At 49.3% G+C, this 20,843-nt stretch carries 16 protein-coding genes; 1 reads left to right on the top strand and 15 read right to left on the bottom strand.

Annotation, left to right across the window (positions count from 1 at the left end; translation table 11 throughout):
- Positions 1-5: 5 nt before the first annotated feature.
- The 5 genes from ACKGJP_RS14795 to ACKGJP_RS14775 all read right to left on the bottom strand — a co-directional run bounded on the left by ACKGJP_RS14795 (position 6) and on the right by ACKGJP_RS14775 (position 5,902).
- Positions 6-755, bottom strand: a complete 750-nt coding sequence (locus ACKGJP_RS14795; protein ID WP_409346387.1) for a 6-phosphogluconolactonase — start codon at positions 753-755, stop codon at positions 6-8.
- A gap of 45 nt (positions 756-800) precedes the next feature.
- The gene (locus ACKGJP_RS14790) at positions 801-2,018 is read right to left on the bottom strand and encodes a Gfo/Idh/MocA family oxidoreductase (protein WP_409346386.1); all 1,218 of its coding nucleotides are present in this window, start codon (positions 2,016-2,018) and stop codon (positions 801-803) included.
- Between the two features lie 259 nt (positions 2,019-2,277).
- Entirely contained in the window at positions 2,278-3,168 is an 891-nt protein-coding gene (locus ACKGJP_RS14785; RefSeq protein WP_409346385.1) for a carbohydrate ABC transporter permease, read from the bottom strand.
- 13 nt (positions 3,169-3,181) lie between these two features.
- Entirely contained in the window at positions 3,182-4,039 is an 858-nt protein-coding gene (locus ACKGJP_RS14780) for an ABC transporter permease (protein WP_409347167.1), read from the bottom strand.
- 165 nt (positions 4,040-4,204) lie between these two features.
- Positions 4,205-5,902 carry a hypothetical protein gene (locus tag ACKGJP_RS14775; RefSeq protein ID WP_409346384.1) on the bottom strand — a complete coding sequence of 566 codons (1,698 nt, stop codon included), beginning with the start codon at positions 5,900-5,902 and terminating at the stop codon, positions 4,205-4,207.
- 245 nt (positions 5,903-6,147) lie between these two features.
- On the opposite strand from ACKGJP_RS14775, the gene ACKGJP_RS14770 reads away from it, so the two are divergent.
- Positions 6,148-8,424: a helix-turn-helix domain-containing protein gene (locus ACKGJP_RS14770; RefSeq protein WP_409346383.1), complete on the top strand. Its 2,277-nt coding sequence runs from the start codon at positions 6,148-6,150 to the stop codon at positions 8,422-8,424.
- 44 nt (positions 8,425-8,468) lie between these two features.
- On the opposite strand, the gene ACKGJP_RS14765 is transcribed toward ACKGJP_RS14770, so the two are convergent.
- The 10 genes from ACKGJP_RS14765 to ACKGJP_RS14720 all read right to left on the bottom strand — a co-directional run bounded on the left by ACKGJP_RS14765 (position 8,469) and on the right by ACKGJP_RS14720 (position 20,832).
- Complete coding sequence (locus ACKGJP_RS14765; RefSeq protein WP_409346382.1) at positions 8,469-9,416, bottom strand: carbon-nitrogen hydrolase family protein; 948 nt, start codon at positions 9,414-9,416, stop codon at positions 8,469-8,471.
- 35 nt (positions 9,417-9,451) lie between these two features.
- Positions 9,452-12,118: an alpha-mannosidase gene (locus ACKGJP_RS14760; RefSeq protein WP_409346381.1), complete on the bottom strand. Its 2,667-nt coding sequence runs from the start codon at positions 12,116-12,118 to the stop codon at positions 9,452-9,454.
- 437 nt (positions 12,119-12,555) lie between these two features.
- The gene (gene cyoD, locus ACKGJP_RS14755; protein WP_409346380.1) at positions 12,556-12,888 is read right to left on the bottom strand and encodes a cytochrome o ubiquinol oxidase subunit IV; all 333 of its coding nucleotides are present in this window, start codon (positions 12,886-12,888) and stop codon (positions 12,556-12,558) included.
- Between the two features lies 1 nt (position 12,889).
- Entirely contained in the window at positions 12,890-13,501 is a 612-nt protein-coding gene (gene cyoC / locus ACKGJP_RS14750; protein WP_409346379.1) for a cytochrome o ubiquinol oxidase subunit III, read from the bottom strand.
- Positions 13,501-15,474 carry a cbb3-type cytochrome c oxidase subunit I gene (locus tag ACKGJP_RS14745; protein ID WP_409346378.1) on the bottom strand — a complete coding sequence of 658 codons (1,974 nt, stop codon included), beginning with the start codon at positions 15,472-15,474 and terminating at the stop codon, positions 13,501-13,503. Before ACKGJP_RS14745 ends, cyoC begins: the two co-directional genes overlap by 1 nt.
- A 50-nt stretch (positions 15,475-15,524) precedes the next feature.
- Positions 15,525-16,484 carry a ubiquinol oxidase subunit II gene (gene cyoA / locus ACKGJP_RS14740; protein WP_409346377.1) on the bottom strand — a complete coding sequence of 320 codons (960 nt, stop codon included), beginning with the start codon at positions 16,482-16,484 and terminating at the stop codon, positions 15,525-15,527.
- Positions 16,485-16,714: 230 nt separating this feature from the next.
- Positions 16,715-16,981, bottom strand: coding sequence for a hypothetical protein (locus tag ACKGJP_RS14735; protein ID WP_409346376.1), 267 nt, complete (start codon positions 16,979-16,981; stop codon positions 16,715-16,717).
- A gap of 206 nt (positions 16,982-17,187) precedes the next feature.
- On the bottom strand, positions 17,188-18,705 hold the full coding sequence (locus tag ACKGJP_RS14730; protein ID WP_409346375.1) for an extracellular solute-binding protein: 1,518 nt from the start codon (positions 18,703-18,705) through the stop codon (positions 17,188-17,190).
- Between the two features lie 117 nt (positions 18,706-18,822).
- Positions 18,823-19,752: a carbohydrate ABC transporter permease gene (locus ACKGJP_RS14725; RefSeq protein ID WP_409346374.1), complete on the bottom strand. Its 930-nt coding sequence runs from the start codon at positions 19,750-19,752 to the stop codon at positions 18,823-18,825.
- 123 nt (positions 19,753-19,875) lie between these two features.
- The gene (locus ACKGJP_RS14720; RefSeq protein ID WP_409346373.1) at positions 19,876-20,832 is read right to left on the bottom strand and encodes an ABC transporter permease; all 957 of its coding nucleotides are present in this window, start codon (positions 20,830-20,832) and stop codon (positions 19,876-19,878) included.
- Positions 20,833-20,843 lie beyond the last annotated feature (11 nt).

Raw genomic sequence — 20,843 nt, 5'->3', positions numbered from 1 at the left:
GTTTGCTATAAAGCTGCCTTCTGCTCCGCATCAATTCCGGATGCCGATTCTTCGTCCAAATAAAGCCACCAGTCCGCATGCGTCTTGAGTATGGAAGCCGGCACCATATTCGTCACATCGCTCCCAAGCGTTTGGCGGATCGCATTCGCCTTCACCGCATGCGGCACGCAGGAAATGATCGTAGCGCTGCTGAGGATTTGCCGGACCGTCATGGTAATCGCTTGCTTCGGCACTTCGCCCGGCGAGGCGAACCAGCCTTCGCCCACCTGCTGCGCTTTGCAGGCATCATCAAGATTGACGACACGGTAAGCGGCATCGGTGTCAAAGTCGGCAGGCGGATCGTTGAAAGCGATATGCGCGTTCTCGCCGATGCCGATCAAGGCAAGGTCGATCGGCGCTTTGCGTATTTCGGCGGTCAGCGCCGCAATATTTTGTTGAACGTCGCCTTCGCCGGTTACAAAATACGCCTGTGCAACGGGAGCGAACGACAGGAAACGTTCCTTCAAATACTTGCGGAAGCTAGCGATATGCGTATCCGGCAGAGCGACATATTCATCCAGATGAAACATAACCACCTTGCTCCAATCGATCTTATGCTGAGCCAGCGCCTCAAAAAAAGTGAATTGCGATGCGCCCGTGGACAGTACGATACGCGCGCCGCCCTGCTTGGCTATCCGTTCCTTCAGTACTTCGGCAGCTTTGGCTGCCGCAGCGGCGCCCAGCTCCTTTGCCGTTAGCGATACATGTACATGCATGAATCCCACTCCCTCTGTTTGGTATGCTTGCAATAAGTATGGTTCTCACGACAGGAGAGCCGATAATTCCGAAATCGCCATTGCCCTGTTCTCCGCGATCGAGCGATTGGCGGCCGCGCCGATTAACAGCGACATCGCGCCTGCCGTGCTGTCAGCCTGTTGACCGAGCGGATCGTCTATACCGCCTTTGAACAGCATTGCGCGCAGTCTTTCGTCCCCTCCTCCATGTCCTCCCTCCGTTAGAGGAACTTCTTCCTCCATCGTTTCGCCCGACGGCTTGACGATGCGGATGCGGTACGCGTCTTTCTCCATTTTCGGGCCGCTGTACATGCAGGAAACTTCCATCCTGCCTTCCGTCCCCGTAATAGTCGCGGTCCAGCCTTCCTCGGGACTATAGGTAACGAGTGAATACGACAACAGCGCGCCGTTGTCGTATTTGACATGTACGGACATCGTGTCGCAAATGTCGATGCGCTCGTGGAAGACGCACCGATCGCGGATGTAGCCGTCTTCTTTCTCCGCTTGCAAATAATAGCGGTTCGTGAATTCCTGCTGCGAATAGTCCGTATAGAACTCGCACGTATGTTCATACTCGCAGGTTGAACAGCGTTCCCCGCGGCGCTCGCGAGTCGGCCCATAAAAGGTTCTCGTGCCGAAAGCATGAACGGACTCGGGATGAGCGTTCAGCCACCAGTTGATAATATCGAAATGATGGGTCGATTTATGCACGAGCAGTCCGCCGCTCTTCTCAAGCTCTGCGTGCCATCTGCGGAAATAATCGGCGCCGTGGGAACGGTCCAGAAAATATTCCATCGCGATGTGGCGAATTGAGCCGATCGCATTGTCGGCGAGCAGCTGCTTAATGCGCGCAAAATAAGGCATGAAGCGCAAATTGAACGTAACCGTCACCTTCCGTCCCGTACGCGCCTCCGCTTCAAGAATCGCTCTGCATTTGGCGGCGTCGATCGTCATCGGCTTCTCCGATATGACGTCGCAGCCGGCCTCCAGCGCGGCGATGATATACGTGTGATGCGTATTGTCAGTCGTCGCTACGACGACGGTATCCGGCTTGCACGCATCCATCATTTCCGTAAACCCGTCAAACGCCGGGACGCCGCATTCTTCGCCTAGCAGCCTGGCCCGTACCGGATTAAGATCGTAGACCCCGCAAAAGTCTACGATGCCGTTCAACTCGGTTGCAAGCGGCTTCGCGAACATATGAAGCGCCCGTCCGCCGGCTCCGACCAAAACGACTTTTTTCATGCCGACTCCTCCTCACGTATGCTTTACAGAAAACATATAGAAATCGATTACTTTGCTCAAATACAGCTTACCACACCGACCTGTTTCTTGTCATTTGTTTTTTTGCAGCACGCTTACAAGATAACACGGATAAACGGCTCGGCGTCCTTTTAGGATAAATTTAAAAAACCACGTCTCCATGGACGTGGTCTCGTATGAAGCTTGTATGCTTTGTCCGGACGGACAAGAGAACGCCTCGCCCTAAGGAATGGTCGACTCTCTACTCTTTCACGCTGCCTAATACAATCCCCTTCATAAAATATCTTTGCAGAAAAGGATAAACAAGCAAGATGGGAAGCGCGCCAAGCCCGATTTGCGCAGACTTTAAGGTCCGGTCGGAAAGATTGGCCAGAATATTCGCATCCAGCACCGATAGAGCGGCGGAATCCTGTTTCAGAAGAATAATCGTCTGCAAATAGCTTTGCAGCGGATAACGATCGGGCGAATTCATATAGATAATCCCATCGAACCAGGAATTCCAATGTCCAACCAGCGAGAACAGCAGCAGCGTCGCCAGTCCCGGCGTAGACAACGGAATATATATTTTCCACAGCGTCTTCCAGTGTCCCGCACCGTCGATGAAAGCAGCCTCGCTCAGTTCCTTGGGCAAATTTCTGAAAAAATTCAACAAAAGCACAACGCTAAAAACAGGTACCGCACTAGGAATGACCAGCGCCCAGATCGAATTCAGCAAGCCGGTCATCTTGATCGTCAAATAAGTCGGAATCAAACCGCCGCTAAACAAAATGGTGATCATAAAAAACCACACATACACGGTCCGAAAACGGAAAATCGATACGTCTTTAGATAGCGGATAAGCGATCAGCACCATCATCAGCATCTGCAGGGAGCTGCCCAGCGCAATCCGTTTCACCGACACCCAAACCGCCTGCATAAACGCATCGTTACGCATCACATAGCGGTAAGCGTCCGTCGTAAATTCAATCGGAAATATCGTGACACGCCCGGAAGAGGCGGCGGCTCCCGAACTGAAAGACACGGCCACCATTTGAATAATCGGAAATAAGCAAGCAAGAGCCATAATGGATAACGCGATATAATTAAAAGAAAGAAACCATTTCCTGCTCCAAGATGCGTGTTCTACCAACATATTGCCTCCTTTCTCAGAAAATACGATAATTCGCAAACCGGTACGCTAGCCAGTAAGATACGCTGATGAGAATCAGCGAAGTGAATGATTTAAATAAGCCAACAGCCGTTGCGGCGCTGTATTGCATATCGACAAGACCCATTCTGTACACCATCGTATCGATAATATCGCCGCTTTCGTAAACTTGCGGACTATAAAGCACGAAAACCTGTTCAAATCCGGCATTCAGCACCGCTCCCATACTTAACGTGACCATAAGGACGATAACCGGCATCATGCCTGGAAGCGTAATATGCAGCATGCGTTTCCAATGATTGGCTCCATCTATCGCTGCCGACTCGTAGAGAGACGGATTAATGCCTGTCAATGCGGCCAAATAAACAATCGTACTGAAGCCGAATTCCTTCCAAGTGTCCGAAATAACAAGCGTGAACGGAAACCAGGTATTGTCTCCCAGAAAAAAGACAGGCTCTAAGCCGAGCGACGTGATGATCTGATTGACTACCCCTTCGGAAGGCGATAAGAGGTCCATTAATATGCCGCCTAGAATAATCCAAGACAGGAAATGCGGAATGTAGACTAAGGTTTGAATCGTCTTCTTAAACCACTGCTTGGCAACCTCGTTCAATAACAGCGCCACGACGATCGGAGCGATCAAACCGGCGGCAATTTTTAGAATCGCAATATACAGCGTGTTCCCAATGACTTGATTCGTATCGGGCAAACTGAATAAGTAAGAGAAATTGCTCCAGCCTACCCATTCGGATCCTGCGATCCCTTTAGTCGGTACAAAGTTTTGAAAGGCCATGACAATGCCGCCCATAGGGAAGTAGTTATAAATCAGCACGATGATAACACCCGGCAGCAGCATAAAATGAAGCGGCAATTCCGTTCTGAATCGTTTATTCAAGCAATCACCCCCGGCTCCGTCGAGAAGGCTGAGGGCCAGGAAGGAGATCAGCACCCCCTTCCCGCCCTATCCCCTTCCTTCATACTCCTAATCCGTCATCCATGATGTACTTTTCAACTATCTCGTTTATTTGCTTTTCAACCATTCATTCACTTCTTTAGTGATTTCGTCTCCGCCCAGCTTCTTCCATTGCTCAACAAATTGATCGAACTCGTCGGGAGAAGCGCCTTGAATAATTTTCAAGTACATTTGATCGCGCAGCTTATCCAGATTCGCTTTCTTCAGCACCATGGCCGGCGTTGGCGTTCCGGTAAATTGCGTCGGCATGTAGAGATCCTTTTTCAAATAGTCGACGGCGATTTTGCCTGTACTGTTAGGGCCGTCCTGCATATAAACGTTCCAGAACTTTTTGTCTCCCGCTAAATATTTTTGTATGCCTGTATAATTGTCGCGCTGCTCGGGAGTCAAGCCGGAAATATCCTTGCTTTCGCTATTCAATACTTTCATCTCGGCAAGGTGGTTGGTTGCCCGTTTGGTCTTATAAATTTTGATCGGGGCATTCATCCAAGAAGCGACATCCGCTGCACTGTCATAGTTGTATTGCTTGTACAAGTCATCCGAAGTGTTGTTATAGAATAAATCCAGCCAGGTTTGCATAAGCGGGAATATCGCTTCGGGATGCGCCGTTCCTTTCTTTACTACCCAGTAGTAGTTATAGATGTTTAATGGAATTTGCAGCTTGGCCTCTTGATTGTCTATAGATGGAACAGGGAAAGGAAGCCACTCGTTATTGGGCGTTAACTGCTGTAGCGGAGAAGAGGCGCTGCCCATGTCGCCGAAAAACATCCCTATTTTGCCCGCTCCGATATTTTCTTCGACCTTCTGGGGATCTTTCACGCCGAATTCTTTATCGATCCAGCCGTTTTTGTACAAGGTCTGCAATTGGGTGAGCGCTGTTTTCATTTGCGGTTGAATATCGCTAAAGGCCAAGTTCCCCGAAGCATCCTTCACCCAAATGTCGCGATAAGCGTGATAGCCGTTCAAAAATCCGATCAGGGAATTATCGCTCAAATTTTTGTTCAGTCCGAAGCCGAACGTATCGTTCTTATTGTTGCCGTCAGGATCTTTTGTCGCAAAAAGCTCAGCGATCTTCAACACATCGCTCATCGATGTAGGCGGCTGCAAATTGAACTTCTCATACCAGTCCTTGCGAATCCACAAGATCGGTACGCCTTCCTTGGCAACTCCCGTCCATGGCACAGCCATCAGCTTGCCCTTGATCTTGGCCGATTCGAGCACCTCCGCTCCGGCGCCGGCGATAACCTCCTTAATCGTGTCCGAAGCATATTTGTTGTAAATATCCGTCAAGTCTTCAAGCTTGCCCGCATCGCTAAGCTGTTTGAACTGCGAGGGAGTGACGCCGAAGAAGTCCGGCATTTCGCCTGACGCGATCATCAAATTTACTTTTTGCTCATATTGCCCGAAGGGAACATCCCACAGGGAGTGCACCTCAATGCCATACTTCTCTTTGATGTAGCGTGTCCATCTATTGTTGTCGGTGGTATCGCCTTGACCGAATTTGGTATACGAATAATTGGCCATGACCGTATTCAGCTTAATCGCAGGTTCATACTTGGCAGGCAGACCGCCTTTTCCATTATCCGAGCCGCCCTTATTCGCCGATGCCGTACCGCTTGGCGCTGGGGATGGCGACTGTGTTCCAGCCGCTTCTTTTTCCTTCGTGCTGCATCCGGCAAGTGCGGCAATCAGCAGCAGAACGAGCGAAAAAACGATAACCAATACATGCTTCCCCTTTTTTACCATGTTTCACTTCTCCTTTGTTTGTGCGTATTTGGTACTGCTCCATGCCCCCATCCTGGCGTGCATGCATCCCAGATTTCTATGGAATATTTAAAAATCTTGTGATAATGTAACTTTACTGTTGAGGCAGGCACAACGGTAGGCACACTTTCCCGATTAGTATGCGATAGTCCGGGAACCGAAGAAATGTATATTTTATGGCCTACGGCAAATTGCAGCAGGTGCATGATCTAGGGGGTTGTAACGAAATGCGGATGCCAAGACTCGGAAACAAGAACACGTTATTTTCTAAGCTTCTGATAAGCTTCTTCATTATTATCCTAGTGCTCCTCTCTTTCAACTTCTTATCTTTTCTATTTTTCAAGAACAGTATTAATGAAGAGATTATTCATAATAATAGCCTTACCTTGAATAAAACCGTAGACAACTATGAGAAACAAATCGCCCTGATCAACAAGAACCTTACCACTTTATATTTCGACGCTCGAATCAACCTCCTTAAGACGAGCAAAAATGATCATGTCAATTTTGAAGTGATTCAGCAGGTGAATAACGAACTGGCCACACTGGTTTCCAACGAACTGCTGTATTTGGATAACATCCTCCTCGTGTTCAAATCCGCATCCATTGTTTTGGACAAAGATGGAATTATTGATTTCGATAAAATGTTTTCTACCTTCTATGTCAGCAGCGACTACCCGCAAAGCTTCTGGGAGCGTCAGTTTGAAGGGTCCGGACATCTGGAAATTCTGCCCGCGTCCAAGTTTGCCAAATACTCTTACGTGAAGAACTTCGTTCCGCCCATACTTTCCATACCGGTTGTTTTTCATAATGTCCTTGACAAGGAAGTTTATTTTGTCGCCTTCCTCGATGCGAACAAACTTTTCAACAATTTTACTTACATCGCGAACGGCAAGTTTCAAATCCTCGGCTCCGAAGGTCAGCTCGTCTATGATTCCGATGAAGGCCGTCAACCGATGACTTTCCTTCCAACCGAGAACAAAGAGGGGTATTTAAAAAAAGACGATGTCTATTACTTCTACAAAAAATCGGACAAGACCGGACTAACTTACATCAATTCGATTCCCAATCAAACCGTCGCGATGAAAATCAATCAGCTGAGCCTGATTCTCGGGGCTCTTCTGGTTTTCTCGGTTATTGCGAGCCTCGCCATATCCGTGTTTCTAAGCGCCCGGTTCAACCATCCTTTTCAGAGAATTATCGAAGCCATCAAAGAGCAGAACGGCGGCATGCCGATTCCGACAACGATTCATGAATTTAAAGTGATTAATGAGAAAATCCAAGGCATCCTGAAGACAAACCGCGACGTTCGTCTGGATTTGAATAAAAAGAACGTACTTCTAAAGCAGTATGGCTACTTGAAAAAAATGAAAAATATCGAGACGAATTTGGGCGAAATACGAGATTTAATCGACACGTCCGAACCCTTCCATCTCAGTTTATTTCATATCCGCTATACGCAACGCTTTATGGCGGAGTTTGATTCTTTGGAACGCAGCAAAATAGCGAAGGTAGTTCAGACTTTCGCAAGTACGTATACATCGGAGCACTTTCCCGGTTCCGTTTCCATGAATATGGAGAAGGATCTGCTCTGCACCGTCATTTTCGAAAAAGATTATGCGCACGTGCTAGACAAATTAAATGCGCTCAAGCAAGTGATCGACAGAGACAAGGAGTATTACCTATTAACGATTGCTATTCATCCGGAATTGACGTCGTTTGCGGAATTGGATTCCGTTTATAACGAGTCGCTAGGCATGATTCAAGCGAGGAAATTGAATGAGGAAACCCAAATTGTAGAGAGCAACGTCAAGAATATAGATGTTGCCTTGCAAAACCATCTGCAAGAAACCGAGTTTTGGGAGAACTTGCAGCATGGCAATGAGGCTAACTTAATGCAGATCATACAACGGACATTGTCTCACTTTCAGAAAAAATCGGCCGATGCGCATCAGTATCATCTTTTTGCCAACCAGGTTATTGAACGGGTCATTAAAGCGCTCATTGTCAACAAACAAGATATCAGCTTAATCCTCCATGAGAATTCGCCTTACGAGCAAATTAAATATTGTCATACCTTAGCGCAATATGAAAGCTTTTTTGAACAGTTCCTGGCAGAGGCCACGTCCTTCATTCGCCAAAAGCGGGAATCGAATGACCCCGTTGTCACTTTCGTCACCGCTTACGTAAACAAACATTATGGAGACGATATTTCACTCGACGTCTTGGCAGATCGGCTGAATCTTTCCAGCGGTTATTTATCCAGCTATTTCAAAGAAAACTTCGGCTATTCCTTCAGCGAATATTTGAACGAGATCCGTATTTCCAAGGCCAAAGAAATGTTAATGGACAGCAATAGCAGCATTCAGCAAATTTCCTTTCAGGTGGGCTATCAGAACGTTAGTTCCTTCATTAGAATGTTTAAGCGAATTACCGGCATGCCGCCCGGACAGTATAGAAGATCCGGCGTTGACGAGTCTGAGCATGAGTTCGAGTCCGTCTAGTGAAAAACAGCCTGTTGAGGGAATCTCAACAGGCTGTTTTGCGTTTAGGCTTCGATAAAATGACTATTTTGATGATACGCCAAGGACCTTGCCAAGTAATCATCCAGACGCTCCAGTCCAAATTCCGAGACGAGATCCTCAGAGGAAAAAGCATCTGTCTCACTCGACAGGAGGACAGAGCCCAAATATCCGGGATCGCTAATCTTTACTTTTTTGCCATACTTTTGTTTGATAGCGTCCAGACGCTGCCGGTTCTGATCCAGGTGAACAACGACACAATCCAGATTCACGCTTGCGCTGATAAAGTCATAATAACTGGAAGTCGAAGCGACAATCTCCCCCACAGGAGATACGATCGAGCTCGGCAAGCCTCCGGCAATCGCTCCAACCAAATGCGCTCGACACGAATAGGCCCAGTATTGCTGCATAAAACTGCCGTGAAACATGGAAGGAAACAGGATCAGATCCGGCTGCTGTTTCACATAGTTCAATCTTAAAGGATTGAAGTTGAGGTCAAAGCAGATGGCGCAAGCGACACGCCCGAAGTCGCACTCCATAATCGGGGCTTCCTTCCCGCACAGCACCTTGTCCGCTTCCATTTCAATAATCACTGGATGATTCTTATGGTAAGTCCCGACCACTTCGCTGCTGCGGTCAATAAGCCGTACGGAATTCCGCCAGGAACCGTCATCCATAGTTCGGATCGAGGGATAGGCAATGTAACAATGATGCTTCTGTGCAATGCCGGCTAATAGGTTCAGGATGCGGTCGCCGCGCTGCAAGTAGTATTCGCGAAGCCTCTCGCTCGATAACCCGGAGGGCATATCGCAGCATTCGGGCAAAACGATTAAATCCGGCTCGTCCGGCAGCGCCTGATTGATTTTATGCTCCAGATAGTGACTGATCTGCCGGATCATTGGCTCCCATTCTCCGTCCGGATCAACCGGACAATAATGGAAATTGAACGTGCTTATGGTTACTCTGCGTGCCATCCGAAGTCCCTCCCCTTTTTTTCGAAAAAATGCGTCTACTTCTCAAGCTGTAAACGGAAGGTTTGAATCTTCCATTTCCCAAGATGAATATCAAAGCCATCCGGATCATGGGCAATCTCTTTAACGGACTCCTCATACAAATTCGTTTCCGTCACCTTCTCGATCCTTTTAAAGCAGGTAAACCGGGCGGAGGACGGATGTTCGGACAAATTATAGCAACGCACGATCAGTTCTCCTGCCTTGCCGTCTTCCGGGCGTTTTAAGATACTGAGACAAATGTCCGATTCCGACAACCGGAAATAACTGATAGGCTCCGCAGGTATGAACGTTTCATTAACCTTGACAGAAGAGCTGTACACATCGGTCTGCAAATGCTCCTGGAGCCTGTTCAGATCGGCATAGGAGGTTGAAGCATCCATGACAGCGAGAGCATATTTGAAGCGTAACGGTCCGATAAGCTGCCCGCCCTCTTCGCCATTGGTCAAGTAGGTTTTCTGAAACGAACGATATAGGGTGATATGAAGAGATCCGTTCCGATCGTCCGGTGCCGCACACTCGTGAAGACCGGAGGCAGATAGGAACGCCAGCCCCGTCCCTTCAGCGCTTCTCTTGCCAACAATGCCGTTCATCTGCTTCTCCGGTACGTCGCATTCCTTCCAGCTCTGCGTTTCCGTTCGAAGTCCTGTCTTTCGTTCGACAAATGCAAACTGCTGATTGACAAAATAAGATTCAGATTCTATCCCGGTCGGAATGACAAGACGCAGTCGATGATCCCGCGCTTGATTTTCGATGGCCGTTTCCACATCGACGTATTTCGCCCCATGCGATAGCCCGACCCGGGAGCGGATGACCAGCTTAACCCGCTCATCCGAACGTCGGATACCATGCGCCAGGTGGTCCATGCTTTTGGGAACGTTGAATTCATGCGTAATTTGAAACACGGCACGGACGGGCCCGTTCTCGATCGTTTCGATCGTGCAGGCGGCACCTCTGCTGCTGACGATCCGATCCTGAATAGGGCTGGCATGGTACCAGCCGTCCCCTATTTCCCCATTGTCCAAATAGCTCAGAAGATTATCATAAATTCTGCCGCTTTGTTTATCCGTAACCGTGATCGTTCCGTTATCGTTAACCGTTAGCTTCACATATTCGTTCTCCGCTTCCCTGTCTTGACAAGATATGCGCTCCAGATAGCGTGACGGCTCTAAAGAAGGCACTACCTTGTAAACGGTGTTCCCCATGGCGGGAAGCTCGACTTCCAATGAAACGGTATGACGGTCAACGGTTTTTGCCGCTTTCTCATGATCTTTTACGTTATAATTTCTCTTGATTTGACATAATCCATAAGGAATCTCATTCCCTTGATAGTCGTAAATTTTAAAGCTGTTTTTCGGTTCATAACCAAAAGGTTCTTGGAACTGTGCCGAATAGCCGGGATCGAAATCAATATCCAACGTAACGACGCACCTCCGTGGAAAAAACAGCGGATTCCATAAGGAAAGCGCTCTTGTACCGTCGCTTTCTTGTGTTTCGAGCCTTTTCATTTCCTTGCCGAGGAAGCTTCCTGTAACCAGACTTGCGATCTCCTTAGCCTGGTCGAACCGATACTTCATATCTTGATGTACTTGGTCGATCGAACAGCCGCAAATCGAGTCATGGGGATGGTTGGAAATTAAATATTTATAGGCTAGCTGAATATACGTTTGCGGTATGGAGTGACCATGAAACTCGGACAAGGCTGCAAAGGGCTCCGCCCACTTCTCCAATAAAACCTGGCAGTCGTCATTTGCTTGTTTCAGCGGATATCGGCTGGATAACGTATGCGTAATCAAGTAATTCGTGCCCGGATTTTTCCCGGGCTCGTTTAGTTCCCCTTGCCGCAACGGCATCCGATCTCTGAAGCTTTCGAGCTGTCTGCCCATTTGCTCCAAATTCGTATGCTTGATTTCCGCGTCCGGGTATAGCTCGCGAATCATCTCCAGGTATTCGCCCGTATTCGGACGAATCCGCGCATGATCCTGGCAGTCCATAAGCAGGATGACGGGGATCGGGCTGCGGGCCATTTCGAGATCGATCGCTTTTTGAATCGCCTGTTTCGTATCCTCAGGGGATAAAAGCTGCTTTTCCGCATTCAGTAGTATGACTAGAAACGCTCCATAGGAGCTATGATCCTGCAGCTTGAACGTCAAGCATTCGCTTCCGTCCGGTGAGCTCCAGCGGAAATGCGCAGGGACGTCCTGCTCGTTAAGACCTCTGCCTAGCACAGCATATGGAATGTCAAAACCGTTAAAAATTTGCGGCATCTGAGCAATATGCCCGAAAATATCGCAAACATATCCGTATTTCCACGGCTCGGTCCCCCACTCCTTGGAAATGCGGCGCCCTATGAGCAAATTGCGGATCAAGCTTTCACCCGAAACAAGAAACTCATCGGGCATGACATACCATGGACCGATCACTAGCCGTCCTTCTTGTATCAGCCGGGCAAGACGCTCCCTTTTCTCGGGTGCGATCTCGATGAAATCCTCCAGCACGATCGTTTGCCCGTCCAGATGAAACGTTTGAAACTCCGTACGCTTCTCAAGGACTTCTATCATTTCGCTCATCATTTCTACAAGCCGAAACCGAAAGCCCTGAAAGGATTCATACCACTCCCGGTCCCAATGCGTGCTTGAATAGTAATAAATCGTTTGCTTAGACAATCGCCTCTATTCCTCCCTCTATCCCTTCTATCCTTCTTACACCTGAGCATCTTATAGATGGGAAACGGTTGTTAAGTTGCCTTCTTGATTCCACATCCTCTTCCACGCTCCTCAATGTTTTGTTCAATCCCTTCTATTGACTTATTCACAAGCCGTTTTTCATTCTTGCTTGTTCATCATAATCAGCTCTTAAGGCAGGGCGATATAACCATCTTCCCTTCTTATGCACCTTTCCCCGGAATCCGCAAAAGTGAACATTATCTGGTCTATGGCACAATCCGATGACTCCGAAAGTTGCAGGTCAAACAGCGGCTCTGCCGTTCATTTCCAAAGTGACATCCTGCGATCTGTCCGCTTCTTGTTCCGCAGCAAGAAAAAAAGGCTCCAAGGATTTCTCCTTGAGCCTTCTCTTTATCATTTAGTGAAAATTGGATCTCTCAATGCGCCACCGTATTGTAAGTCATAATCCAAATCGATCCGGCCACGATTGTCAGCAAAATGATCAAGCCGAACAGCAGCGCCATCATGTTCCAGCGTGCATTCTCGCCTTCTCTCAAGTGCATGAAGAAGATGAGCTGAATCGCGAATTGCAGCACCGCCATCACGAGAATAACGACAAGCGTTGCGGTTTTGCTTAGCATGCTGTTCATGACGATGACAATCGGAATGATCGTCAGGATGATCGAAAGTACGAACCCGATGGTATAAGATTTCAGCGAGCCGTGAGAACCGTGCTGCTCGTGCGAAGCCGACCCGTGCGTTTTGTCCATCTTACATCACCCCCATCAAGTAAACGACCGTGAGGACGAAAATCCAGACGACGTCGAGAAAGTGCCAGTACAAGCTGACGTTTTCCACTTTGCGCTTGGTGACGGCCGTAATGCCGTGCTTGCGAAGCTGAATCATCAGCCCGACCATCCAAATCAAGCCGAGCGAAACGTGCAAGCCGTGGGTGCCGACCAGTACGAAGAAAGCGGACAGGAAAGCACTGGTGGATATCGTCGCGCCCTCGTTTACCATATGAACGAATTCCGTTACTTCGAGTGTAATGAATGCCGCTCCGAGGAGCGCCGTAATCGCAAGCCAGCCGATCAGCTGCTGCTTGTTGCCGCGATGCATCGCGAGTACGGCGATCCCGCTCGTGAAGCTGCTCGTAAGCAGGATGAACGTTTCCGCGATAATGCCCGGCATCTGAAAAAGCTCTTCCGGCGTCGGTCCGCCGTTCGTATTGCCCCTCAGGACGATATAAGTGGCGAACAAGGTTCCGAATAAAATAACGTCTGTAATCAGAAATATCCAAAATCCGAACGTCTTCATCGACTCCTGATCGTGATGATCGTGGTCGTGAGCGCCGTGTCCGTGATTCGCTGCTGCTTGTGCCATTAGACCTTCGCCCCCCTTGCCAGTTGCTCCGTACGCTTAACCTCGTCGACCGGAATGTAATAGTCGGTATCGTACGAGAACGAACGCGCCAGCATACAGATCGCGATGCCGACTAGCGACGGAATCGCCAGCCACATCCAGCCCCATACGAAGCCGAAGCCGGCGAAAAACCATAATGCGGATTTGATGAACGGAATCGCCGAGTTTTTCGGCATATGAATCGGCGCAAGCGCGGCATCCGGTATCGGTGCGAGCGGCTTCTCGCCTCTTTGCTTCCGTTCCCACCAGTCGTCGGTTTCGGATACGACAGGCGAAACCGCAAAGTTATACAATGGCGCCGGCGAAGGAATCGACCATTCCAGCGTGCGGCCGTCCCAGGCGTCGCCTGTTTTATCTTTCTCATGTACCTTGATGCTGTATGCAATTTGCCATACTTGGAAGATGAACGCAACGCCCATCAAGAAGCCGCCGATCGTCGAAACGAGGTTAAGCGGTCCCCAGCCCATGTCAAAATCGTACGTGTACGTACGGCGCGTCATGCCGTCGAGTCCAAGGAAATACTGCGGCATAAAGCACACGTAGAAACCGATGTTCCAGAACCAGAACGCCCATTTGCCGAGATGCTCGTTCAGCTTGAAGCCGAACATTTTAGGCCACCAGTAATAAAGACCTGCAAAGTAGCCGAATACTACGCCGCCGATCAGCACTTGGTGGAAATGCGCAATCAGGAAGTAGCTGTTATGGAACTGGAAGTCTGCCGGCGCTACCGACAATAGTACGCCCGTCATCCCGCCGATAACGAAGCACGGGATGAATGCGATCGCCCACATCATCGGCGTTGTAAACCGGATTCGGCCGCGGAACATCGTGAACAGCCAGTTGAACACCTTGACCCCGGTCGGTATTGCAATCAGCATCGTTGTGACGGCGAAGAATGCACTGACATCCGCGCCCGAGCCCATCGTGAAGAAATGGTGAGCCCAAGTAAAGAACGAAAGAATGCTGATCCCGATCATCGCGAACACCATCGAGGCATAGCCGAACAGCTTCTTCCTCGAGAAGGTTGCGACTACTTCGGAGAAGATACCGAATGCCGGCACGACGACGATATAGACCTCAGGGTGACCCCACATCCATATGAGGTTGATATACATCATCGGATTCCCGCCGCCGTCAAGCGTGAAGAAATGCGCTCCTGCAAAACGGTCGAGGAACAGCAAGAACAAGGTTACGGTCAAAATCGGAAAGGCGAAGATGATCATGATACAGCTTGACAGCACGGACCAGGAAAACATCGGCATTTTCATCAGCTTCATGCCTGGCGCGCGCATTTTGAGAATCGTTACGATAAAGTTGATACCGGTCGCCAAGCTCCCGATACCCGATATTTGGATGCCCCAAATATAAAAGTTCTGTCCGACACCGGGACTATGCGACAGCTCCGACAACGGCGGATATGCAAGCCATCCGGCATCCGGCGAACCGCCGATTACGAACGAAACGTTGAACAGCATGGCTCCGAAGAAGAACATCCAGAAGCTAAGCGAGTTCAGAAACGGATAAGCGACGTCGCGCGCGCCGAGCTGCAGCGGAACGACGATATTGAATAGACCGAACATGAGAGGCATCGCCATGAACAAGATCATGATGACGCCGTGCGTAGTGAATATGGCGTTATAGTGATCGGCTTGCAGAAATTCTACGCCCGGCATCGCCAGCTGCAGCCGCATGAGCAGCGCGTCGACGCCGCCGCGGAACAGCATCAGGATCGAACAAATAATATACATGATGCCGATCCGTTTGTGATCCACGGTCGTCAGCCATTCCCGCCAAAGCCAGCCCCACTTCTTGAAGAAGGTCAGCACGAAGACGATGGCCACCGATGCAAGCCCGATGCTTACTTGCGCCCCGAGAATAAGAGGATCGCCGGTGACGAAAAACTCCGATGCGAATTGTTTAATGGATTCCAGCATGAGTGGGCCTCTTTTCTAATTTGGTATTTAGAGGATGTTTCAAAGTCCCTTTAGTGCCCGGCATGTTGCGAGCCATGGTTCGTTTGTTCTTTTTCTTTTTCCTTCGCTTTCGGCTCCGTAGCGGCGGCGCCGTGCGAGCCGTGGGCGGATTGTCCGTCCACTGAGTATTTGTTGACAATCTTATGGAAGATATCGTCCGGAATCGCGGAGAAGAACTGCTCCCCGGTCCTGCCCGGCTTCGCAAGCGTTTCATAACCATCCATCGTTAACGGGGAGCCGGACTTTTTGGTATCCGCAACCCATTTATCGAAATCTTCCTGCGAAGTGGCGTGAACATCGAATTTCATGTCGTTAAAATGCTCTCCGCTAAAGTTGGCGCCCGTTCCGAAATATTTCCCGACCTCGTCGGCCTGCAAATACAAGGTCATGGCCATGCCGGACATCGTATACATTTGACCGCCAAGCTGCGGAATCCAGAACGAATTCATCGGCGCGTCCGAAGTCAGCTCGAATTTGATCGGGATACCTTTCGGGATTTGCAGATAGTTAACCGTCCCTATGCCTTGCTCGGGGTAAGTAAACAGCCATTTCCAATCAAGCGATGTCGCTTGAACGACGAGCGGCTTCTGCTCCGATTCAATGGGCTTGGCAGGGTCCAGCGCGTAGGTGTATTTAATCGTTATGGAAGCCAGTACGAGAATGATTACGATAGGAATCCCCCACCAGATCGCTTCCATTTTGGTGCTGTGCGACCAATTCGGTTTGTACGCCGATTTGTTGCCTTTCTTATCTCGGTAACGCCATACGATGACGGCTGTCATCGCCAGTACAGGCACCAATACGACAGCGCACAGTATGGACGAGATTACGATCAGATCCCTCTGGTCCTGCGCGATCGGTCCTTTCGGATCGAACACCATCATTTCTTGTCCGCAGCCGCTCAGAAGCGCAGCCATCAGGATGAACAGCAGCGTAACTGAAATACGGCTGATCTTTACCGGTTTTCTCATGTTGATCCTCTCCCATGCTCTCCGAAAGCTATGATCGTCCCGACCGCTGTAACCGGCCGGATCACTCTATAGCTCCACCATAACAGATTGCGATGGAATGGTCGCGGTACTTAACAAATACGTCAAGGTTTCGTCATTTTTCCGTAAAATAATTTTCACGCTACAGACACAATCACCAAAAAAACCCCTTCGGGAGCGGTTCCCGAAGGGGTTTGGCTTGTATAGGGAAGTTATTCCTTGGCGTCTTCCGCCTGAGCTCTCGAGTGAACGAGGTGAATCGCCGTGCGGATGACATAAATGTGAACGCTGCCGACCATGAACCCGACCCCGACCATCAAGGACGTGTTACGATCGCTGAAATCCTGCAAATTGAACAAGCTAAGCAGCAAACCGATCCCAAGCAACGCCCATGCCGTCGCCGTCATCATCGCCACCAATTTGCTTACATTCCGCTCGTTTCCGCTTCCCTTGGCCAAAGTTGCCGTTCTTGTCGTCATCGCAATCACTCCTGCTTCGCTTGAAAGTGCTTTCCTTACCAAGAGTATATCACATTTTCGTAATTTTGTTCATATAAAATTCATTTTTTGATCAAAATTCGGACAAAATTTTCACAAGGGAGAGGTTCGGATAGCGCCGGAAAAGAAAAAACCTCAAGGCAAGCTCTTCGGCTGCCTTGAGGATAGGATGCTCTATAAACAATGAATTATTTCTTGGCTGCGGTTTTGTACCAATCGTTAGCTGCTTTGATCATTTCGTCGCCGCCGCTCGATTTCCATTGTTGCAGGAACTTATCGTAGTTTTCGATTGGTTCTGCGCCGGTAATGAATTTGGTGAACGTATCTTCTTGCAGCTTGTTCAGCTTTTGAACGTTCTTGGAAATGCCTTCGAGCTGTGGCGCTTTTGCCAGCGGATCGAGTACGATGATGCCCTTCGCATTTTCTTGGAACTTGTCGAAGTATGCCGCAACGTTCTCGTCTTTACGGGAGCGCGCTTGCCAGTAAGTCGGATAGTTTTTCTCGTCGACGCCCGTCAGGTATGCGCTGCCGTTGTTCCGCTCGTCGTTGAAGATCGGAAGAATCGGGAAGTATTTGCCGTCTTTGAACGTATGGTGAACGCCTTCTTTACCGATTGCAAGCTCTTTGAAGATATCAGGCTGCAATTTCATATCCATATACTTGATCGCTTCTTCTTTATTTTTCGCGAATTTCGGAACCGAGATGAACCAGCCGACGGCTGTGCCCGTTCCGAGAACCTGGGCTTTGCCCTCTTTATTTTTCAGGTTCGGAATCGTCGTCAAAGCGACGTTCGGAAAGTTCTTCTTGAACGGATTCACGAGGTTCGGCGCGATCCACCAGGAAAGGCTGAACATAGCCGCTTGGCCGCTCGTCATTTTTTGCATCGCTTTGTCGGCGGTATTGACCGGCCATTCGGTATCGATCAAGCCCTCTTTGTACAGCTTAAGCATGAACGTTAAGTAGTCTTTCATACCCGGATCTTCAACGGCATGAATCAGCTTGCCTCCGCTGTCTTTCCAAGTCGTCGTGACGCCGAAAGTCGATGCGATATCCGGAAGAACCGGCGCTTTACCGCCTGTGAGCGGAATGATTTTCTTCTTGTCTTTAATCGTTTTCAAAACATTGTACAGTTCGTCGGCCGTAGTCGGGATTTTCAGGCCCAGCTCATCCATCCAGTCTTGACGTACGACAAGCGATTGCGAGACGGTTACGCCGGAGCCCGTTTCCGGAATCGCGTAAATTTTGCCGTCAACTTTTACCGCGTCCCAAGACTCTTGGCTGATGGAGGCTTTCAGGTTTTTGCCGTATTTGTTAAGCAGATCGTCAAGCGGCTCCAAAGCGCCGGAGCTTACCAGTTTGGCGAATTGCGCCGAGCTGAGCTTCATGATATCGTAAGGCTCTTTGTTAGCCATCAGCAGGTTCAGCTTCTCGTCGCCGTTCTCTGCAGGCAATTGCTCGTAAACGACATCATAGCCCGTTTTCTCTTTCAGGAACGTCGCGACCGGATCCTTGTTGGGATCATAACGGTCGAACTGCATCAGTTGTTTCAATTGCGGCTTAGGACCGTTCGAAGGTGAAGCGCTCGCCGGAGCGGCGGATGGCGAAGCTGACGTGCCCGTTTTCTTATCGTCTCCCGATCCGCAACCGACGGCTGCAGTAGCAAGCAGAGCGGTAGAAACGACGGTAACCAATGATTTCTTAAGCATAGATGAACCTCCCCTGGTTATGTGCATCATTTGTACATCTGTTCATTTCTTCATGTATATTCGTGAATACCCTCGCGTTTTGCGGGCATCACCCCTCTCAAAACTTTTTGCACCGCTCTACTCTTTGACCGATCCAACCAGAACGCCTTTAACGAAATACTTTTGCAGGAACGGGTACACGATCAGGATCGGAATGGTGGCAAGCAAGATTGCCGCCGATTGGATAGCTTGAGGTGTAGCGTTCATAGCGGAATCTACATTGATTTTTCCGTCAACCATGTTAAAGGCATTGTTCGCATGCACGATCAGTTCCTTCAAATAAAGCTGAAGCGGCTTCAAATCCGCCGAGTTGATGTAGATCATGGACAAGAAATAGTCGTTCCAGAAACCTACAGCGTAGAACAGCGTAATCGTCGCGAATACCGGCAAGGATAAGGGTAGCGTAATCCGGAACAAAATTTGCAGGTTGCTGGCCCCGTCAAGCTTGGCCGATTCCTCCAAACTGTCGGGCAGCGTCTCGAAATAGCTCTTAATGATAAGAAGGTTGAACACGCTGATCATGCCGGGCAGGAACAGGACCGGCAGCTTGTTGACCAGATGCAGGTTCTGCATAAGCAGGTATGTCGGAATGAGTCCCCCGCTGAAAAGCATGGTGAAAATGTACATCAGAATGAAGAACGTCCTACCGCGCAAACGCGGTTTGGACAGCGGATAGGCGGCGATTGCCGTCATAATGAGAGCAAGCAAGGAGCCTAATACCGTAATGATGATCGAAATCTTGAACGCGTTCAGGAACATCGCGTCCTTCAGCACGTACTGATACGTGCCGAACTGAATATCCACCGGGAGAAGCGTTACCTTGCCCGAAATGACCGCTTCCTCGCTGCTCATGGATTTGGCGATCAAGTTCAAGAACGGGAAGAGCATGGTGAAACCTATGAGAATGAAGAACAAATAGTTTGCTGCGTAAAATATTTTTTCTCCGGCGCTGGCTTTTATCGGGCTTCCGCCAACGGCAGAGGTCGATTCCAATGAAGCCTCTTTCATGCATGTTCCTCCTCTAGCGTTCGTTATAACGCTGCTGCAGCGTTTCGCGGAAACGCTTCTTTCGTAAGCGTCAAGCCGTCCGGCTCGGCATCTAAGATCATCTCAAATAATATGGGCTTCTTCTTACCAGATACTCCGGTTAAGAAATCTCCGGCACAAGTAGTTGCCGCCGATGATCAGCACGAAGGCGATAACCGATTCGAACAAGCCGACTGCCGTCGAGAAGCTGTAATCCTGCTCGCCGAGACCGATTCGGTATACGTAAGTGCCGATGACGTCGGACACCTTATAAACGGTCGGGTTGTACATGACGAGAATTTGATCGGAGCCTGCTTCCAAAATATGGCCGAGCCGCAAAATGAACATAAGCGTAATGATCGGCAAAAGTCCGGGAAGCGTGATGTGCCAAATTTGTTTCCATTTATTCGCGCCGTCCATCTTGGCCGCTTCGTACAGCTGAGGATCGATACCGCTGAGTCCCGCCAAGTAAACGATGGCGCTCCAGCCTACTTCCTTCCAGCCCGCCGAAGTAATCAGTACGGAACGGAACACTTCATTGTTCAAGAAGAACGCGATCGGCTCGCCGCCGAGCGCCACGATCATCCGGTTGATAAGCCCGCCGTTGACGGACAACAGGTCGAGGAACAAGCCGCTGACGATAACCCAAGACAAGAAGTGAGGCAAGTAGATGATCGTTTGGATCGTCCGTTTGAAGATCATATTTTTCAGTTCGTTCATTAGAATGGCGATAACGATCGGAAGCGGAAACAAAAACACGATTTTATATAAGGAAATAATCAGCGTATTTTTGAAAACCATCGCGAAGTCCGGCGTCGTGAACAACCGTTTAAAGTTATCCATGCCTACCCAAGGGCTTGCGGCCATACCATCGAAAATATTGAAATCCTTAAATGCAATCACGATGCCGTACATCGGTGTGTACTTGAAAAGAAGCAAGAAAAGAATGCCCGGCACCAATGCCAGGTATAGATCCCAATCTTTGCGGATGTCGGTCAAAAGGCGTCTTGATGCCTTTTTGGCCGGTACCGTCCGGTTTAGCTCAGTCGCATGCTGCTGCATCGTATTCCCCC

It is taken from the genome of Paenibacillus litoralis, assembly GCF_046244365.1.
GTDB lineage: Bacteria > Bacillota > Bacilli > Paenibacillales > NBRC-103111 > Paenibacillus_V.
This window is presented reverse-complemented; position numbering and strand designations above follow the sequence as displayed.